General features: G+C 73.4%; 10 protein-coding genes. 9 read left to right on the top strand and 1 reads right to left on the bottom strand.

Annotation, left to right across the window (positions count from 1 at the left end):
- The first annotated feature begins 62 nt into the window (after positions 1-62).
- The 5 genes from cobA to ACYVK7_RS00380 all read left to right on the top strand — a co-directional run bounded on the left by cobA (position 63) and on the right by ACYVK7_RS00380 (position 6,325).
- A complete protein-coding gene (gene cobA, locus ACYVK7_RS00400; RefSeq protein WP_460885697.1) occupies positions 63-875 on the top strand; it encodes a uroporphyrinogen-III C-methyltransferase in 813 nt (270 codons plus the stop codon).
- Positions 876-927: 52 nt separating this feature from the next.
- Positions 928-2,019 carry a uroporphyrinogen-III synthase gene (locus ACYVK7_RS00395; RefSeq protein WP_460885962.1) on the top strand — a complete coding sequence of 364 codons (1,092 nt, stop codon included), beginning with the start codon at positions 928-930 and terminating at the stop codon, positions 2,017-2,019.
- A 79-nt stretch (positions 2,020-2,098) separates the two neighbouring features.
- A complete protein-coding gene (locus ACYVK7_RS00390; protein ID WP_460885696.1) occupies positions 2,099-3,880 on the top strand; it encodes an RNA polymerase sigma factor in 1,782 nt (593 codons plus the stop codon).
- Positions 3,881-4,001: 121 nt separating this feature from the next.
- Positions 4,002-4,580 (top strand): sigma-70 family RNA polymerase sigma factor, encoded by a 579-nt coding sequence (locus ACYVK7_RS00385; RefSeq protein ID WP_460885695.1) that lies wholly within the window; start codon positions 4,002-4,004, stop codon positions 4,578-4,580.
- Positions 4,577-6,325 (top strand): hypothetical protein, encoded by a 1,749-nt coding sequence (locus ACYVK7_RS00380; protein WP_460885694.1) that lies wholly within the window; start codon positions 4,577-4,579, stop codon positions 6,323-6,325. Before ACYVK7_RS00385 ends, ACYVK7_RS00380 begins: the two co-directional genes overlap by 4 nt.
- A 12-nt stretch (positions 6,326-6,337) precedes the next feature.
- Here ACYVK7_RS00380 and ACYVK7_RS00375 read toward each other — a convergent pair whose 3' ends face one another.
- Entirely contained in the window at positions 6,338-7,774 is a 1,437-nt protein-coding gene (locus ACYVK7_RS00375; protein ID WP_460885693.1) for an oxygenase MpaB family protein, read from the bottom strand.
- A 154-nt stretch (positions 7,775-7,928) separates the two neighbouring features.
- On the opposite strand from ACYVK7_RS00375, the gene ACYVK7_RS00370 reads away from it, so the two are divergent.
- The 4 genes from ACYVK7_RS00370 to ACYVK7_RS00355 all read left to right on the top strand — a co-directional run bounded on the left by ACYVK7_RS00370 (position 7,929) and on the right by ACYVK7_RS00355 (position 13,126).
- A complete protein-coding gene (locus tag ACYVK7_RS00370; protein WP_460885692.1) occupies positions 7,929-9,041 on the top strand; it encodes a hypothetical protein in 1,113 nt (370 codons plus the stop codon).
- A 97-nt stretch (positions 9,042-9,138) separates the two neighbouring features.
- Entirely contained in the window at positions 9,139-10,464 is a 1,326-nt protein-coding gene (locus ACYVK7_RS00365; protein WP_460885691.1) for a M18 family aminopeptidase, read from the top strand.
- A 419-nt stretch (positions 10,465-10,883) separates the two neighbouring features.
- Positions 10,884-12,377, top strand: coding sequence for a helix-turn-helix domain-containing protein (locus tag ACYVK7_RS00360; RefSeq protein ID WP_460885690.1), 1,494 nt, complete (start codon positions 10,884-10,886; stop codon positions 12,375-12,377).
- Positions 12,374-13,126, top strand: coding sequence for an HAD family hydrolase (locus ACYVK7_RS00355; RefSeq protein ID WP_460885689.1), 753 nt, complete (start codon positions 12,374-12,376; stop codon positions 13,124-13,126). The genes ACYVK7_RS00360 and ACYVK7_RS00355 overlap by 4 nt, the downstream gene beginning before the upstream one ends.
- The last annotated feature ends 58 nt before the right edge of the window (positions 13,127-13,184 follow it).

The following is a 13,184-nucleotide window of genomic DNA, read 5'->3' as shown; positions in this document are numbered from 1 at the left end:
TCTTCGCCCCTCCAGGAGGCCCTGAGGGGGCGAAAAGCCAGCACTCAACGAAGAAGGGGCGGGTGACGCTTGTCGGGGGTGGGCCCGGCGCGGTCGATCTCCTGACCGTGCGGGCCTGGCGGGCCCTGCAGGCGGCCGACGTCGTCGTGGCCGACCGGCTCGGGCCCGTCGAGATCCTCGCCGAGCTCCCGCCGCACGTCCGCGTGATCGACGTCGGCAAGGAGCCCGGCCGGCACCCCGTACCCCAGGAGCGCATCAACGAGCTGCTCGTCGAGCACGCCCGTGCAGGCGACCACGTGGTGCGGCTCAAGGGCGGTGACCCGTTCGTGCTCGGCCGGGGCGGTGAGGAGGTCGTCGCGTGCGTGGCCGCCGGTGTTCCCGTGGAGGTGGTGCCAGGCGTGACGTCCGCCGTCGCGGTGCCGGGCCTGGCCGGCATCCCGCTCACCCACCGCGGGGTCACCACGGCCTTCCACGTGGTCTCGGGCCATTGCGCCCCCGACCTGTCAGACCCTCAGGTCACCGGAGTGAACCGTCGGTCTGACAGCTCGGGACCGCTCGACGACGCAGCCCTCGCCTGTGTGCGGGACGGCGCGGCTACTCTTGTCGTACTGATGGGAGTGCGGTCCCTCGGCGCGATCGTGGCGCAGTCCCTGGCCGCCGGCGCCGATCCCGGAACTCCGGTGGCGATCGTGGAGAACGGCTCCACGTCGGAGCAGCGCGTCACACGGGCGCGTCTCGAAGAGGCAGCCGACGTGGCGTCCACCCGCGGCGTACGGTCACCCGCGGTCGTCGTCATCGGCCGCGTGGCAGCGGCAGGACTCCTGGTCGAGGTGGAGGGTACGAGTGAGCGACGTCTGGCAGGTGCCGGTGTCTGATGTCGCAGCGCCCGCGCACGCCCAGGCGACCCGTCCGGCACTGGGCCAGGTCATGGCCGGCGCCACGGTGCTCGTCACCGCGGAGCGCCGGGCCGGGGAGCTCGCCGCGGCGCTGGAGCGGCGGGGGGCCACGATCCGGCACGCGCCGGCGCTGAGCATGATCCCCCACGTCGACGACGAGACCCTGATCGCGGCGACCCGCGCGATCGTCTCCGCCCCGCCGGACGTCGTCGTGGTCACCACCGGGATCGGCTTCCGCGCCTGGATCGAGGCCGCCGACGCGCACGGCCTCGCGGAGCCGCTCCTCGGCCTGCTCGCCGGGACCCGGATCGTCGCGCGCGGCCCCAAGGCCCGCGGCGCGATCCAGGCGGCCGGGCTGCACGCGGACTGGGTCGCGGAGTCGGAGACCTCGGCAGAGGTGGCTGAGGTGCTGCTCAGCGAGGGTGTGCAGGGCCTGCGCATCGCCATCCAGCACCACGGCGCCGGTGCCGACGGGCTGGACGAGGTGTTCGAGAAGGCAGGTGCGCAGGTGGCGAGCCTCGTCGTGTACCGGTGGGGCCCGGCGCCCGACCCCGCGGCGGTCCGCGACTCGGTGCACGCCGTGGCCGACGGCGAGATCGACGCCGTGGTCTTCACCTCGGCCCCCGGAGCCGAGGCGTGGCTGGGGGTCGTCGAGCAGGAGCGGCTGCTCGACCGGGTCCGGGCACGGTTCGTCGATGGCGGGATGGTCGCTGCCGCCGTCGGGCCGGTGACCGCCAAGCCCCTGGAACAGCGCGGGATCGTGCCGCTGCAGCCCGAGCGCGGGCGGCTCGGGGCGCTCGTCCGGGCGCTGGTGGGCCACTACGAGCACATCGAGTCCGTGGCGCTGGGCACGGTCGCCGGCTCGCTGGTGATCCGCGCCCGTGTCGCGGTGCTGGACGGCAAGGTGTTGCCCCTGTCACCCACCGGGGTGGCCGTGCTGCGGCTGCTCGCCGCGGCCGAGGGCGACGTCGTGTCGCGCGAGGAGGTGCTGGCGGCACTGCCGGGCGACTCGCAGGACCCGCACGCCGCGGAGGTCGCGATCGCGCGCCTTCGCGAGGCTGCCGGGCGGCGTGACCTCATCCGCACGGTGGTGAAGCGGGGCTACCGCATCGAGCTGGCCTGAGCCCACGCCTCGAAAGGGTCCGGGCTCAACGGTCCGCTCCCTCCGTCCGTTACAGGCGGTGGGACGAGAGGAGACCGACATGGTCCAGTGGGAGGCCGAGCTGACGGAGCTCGTGACACGGCGCAGCGGCGCGCTGGTGGGATACGCGTACTCGCTCACGCGGGACAAGCCGCAGGCCGAGGACCTGGTGCAGGACGCGCTGGTCAAGGTCTACTCCAGGCTGCGCCGACCGGGTCTCTCCGGCGACCGGCCGGCCCGGATCAACCTGGACGCGCAAGAGGCGACCAACGCGGAGGGCTACGTGCGGCGCGCGATCCTGACCATCTACCTGGACGGGTACCGCCGGCGCAGCCACTGGTCCGGGCTGAAGCACCTGCTGGCCGAGGACGCCCAGTCGCCCGGCGCCGACCGGGTCGCCACCGCCCGCGTCGACGTGGGGGTCGCGCTCAGGCGGCTCTCGCCGCGGCAGCGCGAGGCCGTGACGCTGCGGTTCTTCGAGGACCTGACCGTGCCGCAGATCGCGGCGGCCCTCGGGACCAGCCAGGGCACGATCAAGCGACACCTGTCCGACGCGACGACCGCGCTGCGGGACCTGCTCGCCGAGGTGCCGGTGCCGGAGGTCGAGACGAGCCTGGACGAGCGGCTGGGCAGCGTGACGCGTGCGGTGCGCCGCCGCCGGACGGCGAAGGTCGGTGCGGTGGCAGGGGTCTCGATGGTCCTTGCCGTGGTGCTCGCCTACGGTGCGCTCGCCGCCGCGCCGTGGGTCCGGTCGGAGCCGGTGCCGCCGGCCACGCCGAGCCCCGACGCGGCGGCGGTCGGTGGGGGCTGGGCACCCTCCGGCTGGCGCCAGCTGGGCCCGGAGTTCCACTGCGGCATGGAGGTGACGGCGCTGACGTCGTCGTCCGACACCGTGCGGCTGGAGCTCACGGGCGACATCGAGGTCGCGGAGGGCGTCGAGGGGCAGGGCCCCTTCCTGGAGGCGCCCCTGCGGATCACGCGGACGGACGCGGCAGGCTCCGAGCTCGGCGGCATGGTGCCACGCCTCGTCTTCGCGCAGGACGGCCAGGTGGTCGACCTCGGCCCGGGCTGGAACGAGGGCGGGTACGACATGCCCGACGGCGGCGGGTCGGCCGACGTCGTCGCCGAGGCGGGCCCCGCCACCACGTGCGGGGCGTGGACGATGAGCATGTCGGGCTTCGAGTCGTACCAGGACCAGCGACCGGCCGGCACGTACGACGTGTACGCCGTCCAGGCGTGGGCGGCTTTCGACGGCCCGGACGACGAGTCCGGCACGTTCGGCCTGGCCGTCAGCGAGCCCGTCACCATGGAGGTCCCGGCGGTCGAGATGCCGGACGACCTGCCGGTAGCCGTCGAGATCCGCGACGGTTACCAGCCGCCGTGGCTCGAGGGGACCAGCCTCGCCTGCGGCGTCCACGCGTCCGACATCCCCGCGGGCCCGCGGGTGCCCGCCGAGCGGTCGGGCCTGCGGCTGGGCACCGAGACACCCGGTGCCTTCGGCGAGGGCGACGACGTGACGGTGACGTTCACGGAGACCGAGGGGCAGCCCGTCCACACGACCCGCACGCCGATCAGCGTGCTCTGGCTCAGCGGGGGGCGCGTGGTCGGCGTCGGCAGGGACGTGTGGTCCGAACCGACCGAAGACCTGCACGTCGACGCGGACGGCACGACGTCCGTCGTCGTACCGGTCGAGCCGGACCGGACGTGCCTCGCAGACCCGGAGGGCGGGATGCCGGAGTCGGGCTACGAGCTGTACGTGCTCACGGAGCTCGCACCCGGCTCGGGCGGCGAACGGCAGTTCGTGTCCGTCAGCACGCACCACCACTACAGCGTCACGGACTGACCGCCGCGGCGTCACGGGTGGCCGCAGCGTTTCGCGAGACCGGAGACCAACGAAACCTTCCCGGTGCGCGTCATGGTGGGTGTGGAGACGATGACAGCACACACGCACCGGGGAGGTGGCCATGGCGGGATGGGAGAACGAGCTCGATGAGCTCATGCGGGTGCGCGGCGGCGCCCTCGTCCGCTATGCCTACATGCTCTCGGGAGACCGTGCGCTCGCCGAGGACCTGGTCCAGGACGCACTGGTGAAGGTCTACTCACGGCTGCGCGGCCGGCCCGGCCGCTCCGGGACCGTCGGTGTGACCGCGGGCAACCTCGCGCACGACCTGGACTCCCCGTTCACGAACGCCGAGGGCTACGTGCGGCGCGCGATCCTCACCATCTACCTGGACGGCTACCGCAAGCGCCAGCGCTGGGGCGGCATCAAGCACCTCCTGGCCGACGACCCCAGCACGCGTGGCGCCGACCAGGCGGCCTCGGCCCGGGTGGACGTGATGGCGGCGCTCGCGCAGCTCGGCGCCCGGGAGCGAGCCTGCGTGGTGCTGCGCTACTTCGAGGACCTGACGGTGCCGCAGATCGCCGAGTCGCTGGGCACCGCCCAGGGCACGGTCAAGCGTTACCTGTCCGACGCGACCAAGAACATGCAGGAGATCCTGCGCCCCGACGACTTCCGTCCTGCCGAAGGGAGGGCCGCCCGATGAGCCGCATCGACCGGAACGAGAACCCGAACAACGACGACGACTTCCTGCGCGGCGCGCTCCACGGCGCTGCCGACGCGATGCCTGGTGCGGGGGTGGACGACCTGAACGTCTCATTCGGTGTGGTGCGAGACCGCGTCCGACGGCGTCGGGCGGTCAAGATCGGCGGTGCCACCGGCGCCGGTCTCGCCCTGGTGGGCGTGCTGGCCTTCGGCGCCACGCAGACGCCGCTGTTGGACCGGAACGAGCCGGTGCTCCCGGGCCAGTCCCAGAGCGCGACCCCGGAAGAGCCCCCGAGCCAGGATCCGGACGCTGCCCCGAGCGGGCCGTCGGCGACGAGCGTGATCCAGGACGGGTACGCCCCGCAGTGGATCGAGGACCTGGGCGCCGGCCTGACCTGCGGTATGCCCGCGGAAGACCTGGAGACGACGGCGCAGGGCTGGACGGCCTCGTCGGCCGGTGACGTCTACGCGCTGGCGTCCGACCAAGATGGTGGGTCCGTGCCGTCGTGGGGCATGTCAGCGCTGGTGGCGGGTAGTGAGGGAACGCTCGGCGTCCCGCCGGTCCTCGTCTGGAGCCAGGACGGCGTGGTCGTGGACCTGGGCCCGAATGTCTTCGACGGAGCCGGCCAGCGCGCGCCGCTGCTCAGCTCCGAGGCAGGTGACGTCACCGAGGCACAGGGAGGCGCGTACACGTCGTGCGCGCCCACCGAGACCGAGACCTATCAGACGCCGTTGCCCGAGGGCGACTACGAGGTGGCCGTGGTCGCGTTCCCCGAGGTTTCGTCCGGCCAGTGGGCGACGGCCGTGAGCGAGGCGGTCTCGGTCCGCGTCGACGCGGACGGCGCGCACAGCCTGAGGGGGCCGCGTGGTGGTGCGGGCACGATCGAGCCGCCGGAACCCGCCGAGGGCGAGCTCACCCGTCTCGTGCTGGACCGCAGCACCGACTGGGTCACCGCCGAGCAGACCCAGCGGGGGTACGTGACCACCGGCACGCCGTCGGTCACGGCACGGTGCGAGAGCACCGACCCGGGCGACGTGGTGCGGTACGAGGTGGTGCAGGCGTCCACCGACGAGTCGTTCGCAACCGACGAGGTTCCGTGCGACGGCGCTCCCTTCGAGTCCGCGGCGGTGGTCGGTGGCGGGGAGGAACTCATCGGCATCCGCCTGACGAGCGTGCCTGACGGCGTCGCCCGGTTCTGGGCCGTGCTGGGACCTGGGGGCGGGGCCGGGAGCGGGGCCGGGGGTGGGAGCGGTGACGCCGCGGGCGGGTGCTCGGCGAGCAACCTCGACCTGGAGTACGACCCGGCGACCGCCCCGACCGAGGCTGCCGGGGCGACCGCTGCGGCCATCGTCGAGGCGGCGAAGGCGTGCGACTCCGACCAGCTGATCCAGCTCGCGACGGACGACAGCACCCAGCTCATGTTCACCGCGGAGACCCCGGAGCAGGTCTTCGGCCTGCCCGAGGTCGACACGCTTCCGTACGAGACGGTGGTGCGGCTGCTGGCCGGCACCGGGGGCGTCGTCAACGGCGGGGACCCCGGGAACGAGACGATCACGTGGCCGCGGGTCTCGACAGAGGAGTTCGCGGACTCGGACGAGGCCTGGGCGGAGGTCGTCTCAGCGGGCCTGCTCACGCAGGCGGAGGCCGAGATCCAGCGGGCGGACGAGGCGTTCGGGTACACGGGGATGGTCATCGGCATCGACAGGTCCGGCACCTGGCGCTATTACGAACCCAGCAGCCCCTGAGGTGTCAGACGCTCAGGTCACCCCGGTGACCTGAGCGTCTGACACGTCGGGCCGCTCTGCGCCGTAGCTCGCCAGGATCGCGTCGCTACGCCGGCGCCCCCAGCTCGCGAGACGTTCCCTGCCCCGGCGGGTGCGTCCGAGCAGGTGGTATCGCCACACGTTGAGCGGCAGCAGGTAGGCGTGTGCCCACGGCGGACGCAGCGGCAGGCCGAGCTCGCGCAGGCTGCGGGTCCCCAGGAACACCGTCAGCATCGACAGCAGGCGCTCGCGCTCCAACCGCGCCCGCCACGGCTGCCACCAGGACGGGCCCGGGTAGGTCCGGTCGGCCTGTGCGGCGACCACGGCCCGGGCAAGACGCGGACCGGCGTCCGAGATATCGGCCTGAGCGAGCAGCACGTGATGGTTCATGCGGTGCCGCGCCCACTCGTCGTCGACCAGGAAGTCGGGGTGCACGCCCATCAGGTGCCCCACCCACTTCCACAGGTGCATCAGGGCCTGGCTGTCCGACGGCGGGATGCGCACCCCGAGCGCCCGGCACCCCAGGATCAGCGTGCCGTCGAACAGCCCGAGCGTCGCCGCCTGGTCCGCCTGGTTGATCGGCAGGCCCCAGCGCGCGGTGTCCCAGCGGCCGGGCCGGTCGAGGAACGACGCGTTGACCAGGGCGTGCATCGCCCGGACCTGCACCGTGGCCCGCCAGGCCGGGGCGTAGGGCCGGAGCGCCCCGGGCTCGGACAGCCCGACCGTCCACTCCTGCGTCTCCGCGAGCCGGCGCAGCGTGTTCCCGGTCAGAGCACCGGTTGCCGCGAGCAGGTCGGTCGGTCCGCCGAACCGGTAGCCGCCCACCAGCGAGAGCTGGAGCAGCACGTCGCCCGCGTTCTGGCCCAGGCGCCGCTGCACGGCGGCGCCCTGCTCGACGAGGTCCCAGTCCACCCAGTCGGGCACGGTCGTGACCTCGGCGAGGAACTCGCGGAGCGCCCGCGGCGCTGTGCTGAGTTCGGTCGGTTGCACGGGTGCTGCGCTGAGTTCGGTCGGTTGCACGGGTGCTGCGCTGAGTTCGGTCGGTTGCGCTGACTTCGGTCGGTTGAATGACCGATCTCGAGGCAACGGACCGATCTCGCCGTCCGGCCCGTGCAAGGGACCGATCTCATTGCTGACCCCCGCCCCCGGCCCCCGTCCGGCCAGCGCCGCCCGGAGCTGGGCATGGGTCACCCGCCCGGGTGCCCCGGACGGGAGTCGCATCGCCGCCGCGAGCGCCGCACCGGCGTCGTCCGCCTCGAGGAACGCGCGGCCGATCCGGTCCATGAGCGCCTCGTCCACGCCGCGTGCTCGCCCGAGCAGGCGCAGGGGCCGGCCGATCCGGACCCCGCGGGCCTCGGCGGAGCGGAACCGGGTGGGGTACGCGGGCGCGCCGGGCCGCCCGACGTCGTTCGCTGTCTCCCCGCGCACCATGTCCCCATCCTGACCCGCGAGCGCCGAGGACCAGAACACAAGCCAGTACCGAGCGCCCAACGGTTCCGGGGTGTGGTGCGTCCTAGGGGGTGAAAGCCAGGGAAGCACTGGCGGACGCGACCGGTCGTAGACGGTCACACCAAGGAGGCGGACGATGAGCAACGACGACAACCACGAGCTGGGCGGCGGTGCGGTGGAGCTGGGTTCGACGGCGGTGCGAGCCCGCACGACGGGGCGCCGGACGATCCGGAGGGTAGCCATCGGCGGCGGTGTGCTGGCGCTGGCCGGAGCCTCCGTCCTGGGCTCGACGCAGCTCGCGGCGGCCGGTCTGCCAACGCAGGTGCCTGCTGGGTCGGGGCAGTCGGTGTCGGCCGAGCTCCGTGACGCGGACCAGCCCGAGCTCCTGGCCGGCACCGGGCTGGAGTGCGGGGCGAACTTCGCCGGTCTCGACCTCGCGACGACGGTGCGTCTGGACGCCACCGGCGACCTGACCACCGAGTCCGTGCACTACGAGGGCGAATGGTCCACCTACTCGTCCCTGCCCCTGCGGGCGGCCGACGCCGCGGGTGCCGACGCGTCGGAGCGTGGCCTCAACTCGCCCACCCTCGTGTGGGTCGACGAGGAGGGGACGGTGGTCGACCTCGGCGGCTGGGACGAGTACCCCATGTACCTCGCGCACGAGGACACCGGGCCGCAGGCCCAGGAGGACGGGACGTCGTCGTGCGCCGCTGACGGCGCCGACCAGTGGCTCCCCGACGGCACGTACGACGTCTACCCGATGACCGTCGAGTACTCGACGAGCACCCTCGTGGCCGGCGACGCCCTGTCCGCGACGATCGTGGACGGGAAGCCGCGGTGGGCTCCGGGCAGCCAGGAGGCGCCGGTGCCCTTCGACCTCCCGGGCGACCCCGACGAGACGCTGGTCCCCGACCATGCGCTCGGCAGCGTGGTGGTCGACCGGACCGGTACCTGGGAGCGCCGGGACACCTACCGGGTCGTCCGGCCGGAGGCCGACCTCGTCGAGGGCGAGCGGTACGAGCTCCAGGCCCGCTGCACATCGTCCGACCCGGCCGACAAGGTCACGTACCGGCTGGTCGGCGCGTGGGGTGACGTCACCGGTGAGATCCCGTGCGACGGCCACGACATCACCGACGGGCCGTGGGGCTACTCGCACCCCGTCGTCCCGGGCAGCCCCACCGGTGTCGAGCTCACCGACGTGCCCGACGGCGTCGCGCTCGCCTACGCCCGCCTGGCGCTCGCTCCCTGACCCTGCGCCGGCTGTGAGCGTGACGGCTGCGTCCTCGTGCCCGTACCGGGCGCAACGGTCACGCTCACAGCCAAGAGGGAGCGGACATAATGGGGCGGTGACTGTTCCGACATCGCCCATCCAGCCCGCCGTCGTCCCCGAAGAGGCTCGCGCCCACACCGAGGACCTCGGCGCGTTCGTGACGGCGTCGCCGTCGTCCTACCACGCGGCCGAGGAGGCGGCGCGGCGCGCGCAGGAGGCGGGCTTCACCCGCCTCGCGGAGGACGCCGCGTGGACCGTGACCCAGGGCGGGCGCTACGTGGTGGTGCGCGACGGCTCGGTCATCGCGTTCACGGTGCCCGACGGCGCCGGTCCCACCACGGCGTTCACCATCGTGGGCGCCCACACCGACTCCCCGAGCTTCAAGCTCAAGCCCCGGTCGACCACGCACGGCGCAGGCGGCTGGTGGCAGGCGGGGGTCGAGGTGTACGGCGGGCCGCTGCTCAACTCCTGGCTCGACCGGGAGCTGGAGCTGGCCGGGCGGATCGTCACCCTCGACGGCACCGAGCACCTGGTGCGCACCGGTCCGATGCTGCGGATCCCGCAGCTGGCGATCCACCTGGACCGCGGGGTCAACGACAACGGGCTCACCCTGGACAAGCAGCGGCACACCCAGCCCGTCTGGGGGCTCGGGGACGCGGAGGGCGCCGACGTGCTGGGGGCGCTCGCGGCGGACGCCGGCGTGGACCCGGCGACGATCGGCGGGTACGACGTGGTGCTGGCCGACACGCAGCAGCCCCGCACGTTCGGTGCCGGCCAGGCACTGTTCGCCTCGGGGCGTCTGGACAACCTGCTCTCCACGCACGCGGGCCTGACGGCGCTGCTGCGGGCGTCCGCCGGCTCGACCGCTGGAGGCTCGATCCGGATGTTCGCCGCGTTCGACCACGAGGAGATCGGCAGCGCGTCCCGCTCGGGCGCCGCCGGACCGTTCCTCGAGGAGGTCCTGGCGCGCGTCTCGACGGCCCTCGGCGCGACGGCGGAGGAGCGCGCCCGCGCGTTCGCCGCGTCGCTGCACGTGTCGTCCGACGTCGGGCACGCGGTGCACCCGAACTACGTCGAGCGCCACGATCCGGCAAACCACCCGGTGGCAGGTGGCGGCCCGATCCTCAAGATCAACGCCAACCAGCGCTACGCCACGGACGCGCACGGCGCGACCGCGTGGAGCCTGGCCTGCTCGACGGCCGGCGTGCCCACCCAGGAGTTCGTCTCCAACAACGCGCTGCCGTGCGGCTCGACGATCGGACCGATCTCCGCGACCCGTCTGGGCATCCGCACTGTGGACGTCGGCGTACCAATTTTGTCGATGCACTCGGCGCGCGAGCTCACCGCCGTCGTCGACCCGTGGTACCTGGCGCGCGCCATGGAAGCGGTCCTCCTCCGCTGAACCGTCGAATCCTCCCGGAACCGGGTGGATGCGCCGCTAATCGGAGTGACCTGCGCTTACGCATGTTTCGTTGGTTCTGTCCCGGTCTACAATTGGCGTAATTCGGGCACTAGTTGGACGTTTGTCCAAAAAAGATCTGGGCTGACCTGCGAAAACGTACGGTCTAGGTTGCCCGTTGGTCTGGAAGAAAATACCTAGTACGGTCCGGATGCATGGACCTCAGGGGGGTGATACCACTGTGGTCATCCGAGCCGTGAACTCGGCAAAAGAGAAATGCCGGACCTCAGGAGCCCCCGTTGCCTCGTGCCACCGTTCGCACTTGTGCCCGATGCGGTTGTGTACTCAGCCGTTACAACTCCGAAGCACGGTGCGCCGCGTGCCGGCGCACCGAGTCAGTTCCCGTAGTCTCCCTCCCCAGCGTGCCCACCCGGGTCTGGCAGGACGAAGCGGTCCGGGCGGCGCTCGCCGACTGGGACTTCGGTCAGGTCAGCCGCATGGTGCGGCAGCTCGTCCCCCTGCGCCAGGAGGACGTGGCGGCCCTGACCGGGCTGAGCCAGTCCTACCTGTCGATGCTCGAGTGCGGTGACCGCCGGCTCACCGACGTCTCGCGGGTGGTCCAGTTCCTCACCGGCCTGGGCACGCCACCGGACCTGGTCCGGCTGCCGCTCCCCGGCATCAGCCCGCTGCCCGACGCCGCGCCGGCGCGCACCGCCGTGTCCGGTCAGCCGGCGGCTCCGGAGCCGGTCACGCCCACGGCGCCCGACCCCACGCTGCCGTGGACGGCGGACCGCATGCTCACCGCGCTCCGCCTGGCGCACGTCGCCGACAACACGGCCGACTGGCTGCCCACGGACGCCAACGGCCCCGTGTCGGCCACCGCGATGAGCGACGCGGCGGGGAGCGAGACGCCGCGTCCGGCGTCCGGCATCGCCCTGAACTCGATGATCCAGCGCTGGGACGCCGAGCAGGCCGAGCCGCTGCGCCGTGCGACGGCGGGCACCCGCGTCTCCCACGAGCTGTGCGGGCACCTGCAGGGCACGCTGGACGAGCTGCGGGTCATGGACAAGGGTTCGGGCAGCGGGGCGGTGGCCGACCTGGCCCGCGCCCACCTCGCCCTGGTGGTCCGCGTCCTGGAGCGCAGCACGTACGACGAGGTGACGGGCCGCCGGCTCACCGCCGTCGCCGCCGACACCGCCACGCAGGCCGGCTGGTTCGCGTTCGACGCGGGGCGCCCGGACGCGGCACGCGCCTACATGCTCGCCGGGCTGCGCGCCGCGCACGCGGCGGCCGACGACCGGCTCGGCGCCGGTGCCCTCTCCTACCTCGCGATCCACGGCTACTCCAGCGGCGACCCGCGGGACGCGGTCCGCGCCGCGGAGGCGGGCCGACGCCGGATCGCCCGCCTCGACGCGCCGCACCTGTCGGCGACGCTGCTCACCCGGCAGGCGCGCGGCCACGCCGCCGCCGGCGAGGGCGAGGCGGCACGCCGGGCGCTCGGCGAGGCCTCGGAGCTGTGCGCCCGCGGACGCGGGGAGGACGACCCGCACTGGCTGTACTGGATGAACGAGGGCGAGATCCACGGACAGTCCGGGTCGGCGCACCTCGCGCTCGGCAACACGGCGCGCGCCGTGGAGAGCTTCGGCCACGCGATCCAGGCGGAGCGCGCGGGCGAGCGCCGGACGCACGGGCTGTTCCTGAGCCGGGCGGCTCAGGCGCACGCCAGGGCCGGCGACCTCGACGCCGCGTGTGCCACCGGCGACGAGGCGGTGAGCATCGCGGAGACGGTGCAGTCGGCGCGGCTGCGGGAGCACCTGCGCGACCTGTCGGCCGACCTCCGCCGTGGCGGGTCGTCAAGGCGGTCAGGGGTGGGTGCCCGGGTGCTGACCGAGCGGATCGCGGCACTCGCGTCGTGACCGCACCGGCCACCTCCCGCGGTGCGGCCAGAGCCCTCGTGCTCTGGGACATCGACCGGACGCTCGTCTACGTCGGTGAGGTGGACCGGACGGCATACCGGGAGGCGTTCGCCGAGGTCGTCGGCCGACCCGCCGAACGCCTCCCGGCCAAGGGCACCGGCGTGACCATGCCGCTGGCGATCCGCGGGCTGCTGGAGGACAACGGTGTCGGCGCGCGCGAGGCGGACGAGCTGCTGCCGCGCATGCTCGAGGCGGTCCCGCTGCGGTTCGCCGCCCACGCCGAGGACGTACGGCGGCTCGGCGTCGTGCTCCCCGGCGCCATGCAGGCGCTCAAGACCGTCGCGGCCGAGCCGGACCTGGTGCCGACCGTCGTGACGGGGAACCTCGAGGCCAACGCCCTGATCAAGCTCCGTGCCTTCGGCATGGACCAGTACGTGCACGCCGCGCTGGGCGGGTACTCGTCCGACGACGCGCACCGGCCCGCGCTCGTGGCCGTCGCCCAGCGCCGCGCGGGCGACCGGTACGACCACACGTTCGACGCAGCCAACACGGTCATCGTCGGGGACTCCCTCGAGGACGTGCGCACGGGGCTCGAGGGCGGCGCGCACGTGGTCGGCGTGGCCTCCGGCACGACGTCGGCGGACCGGCTCGCCGAAGCGGGTGCCGACGTGGTGCTGCCCGACCTCACCGACTCCGCACGGCTGCTCCAGGTGATCCGGGTGCTCACCACCGAGGACGAGGCGCGGTAGGCACGACCGGTACGGGGTGCGGAACACCCGGTGCCACGACATAGTGACCGTCATCACA

It is taken from the genome of Promicromonospora xylanilytica (assembly GCF_054782895.1).
This window is presented reverse-complemented; position numbering and strand designations above follow the sequence as displayed.

Bases quoted from the DNA above. Each gene is read 5' to 3' on its own strand.
- ACYVK7_RS00395 (WP_460885962.1), top strand. From the start codon at position 928: ATGGCCGGCGCCACGGTGCTCGTCACCGCGGAGCGCCGGGCCGGGGAG.
- ACYVK7_RS00390 (WP_460885696.1), top strand. From the start codon at position 2,099: ATGGTCCAGTGGGAGGCCGAGCTGACGGAGCTCGTGACACGGCGCAGC.
- ACYVK7_RS00375 (WP_460885693.1), bottom strand. From the start codon at position 7,774: ATGGTGCGCGGGGAGACAGCGAACGACGTCGGGCGGCCCGGCGCGCCC.
- ACYVK7_RS00380 (WP_460885694.1), top strand. From the start codon at position 4,577: ATGAGCCGCATCGACCGGAACGAGAACCCGAACAACGACGACGACTTC.
- ACYVK7_RS00385 (WP_460885695.1), top strand. From the start codon at position 4,002: ATGGCGGGATGGGAGAACGAGCTCGATGAGCTCATGCGGGTGCGCGGC.
- ACYVK7_RS00370 (WP_460885692.1), top strand. From the start codon at position 7,929: ATGAGCAACGACGACAACCACGAGCTGGGCGGCGGTGCGGTGGAGCTG.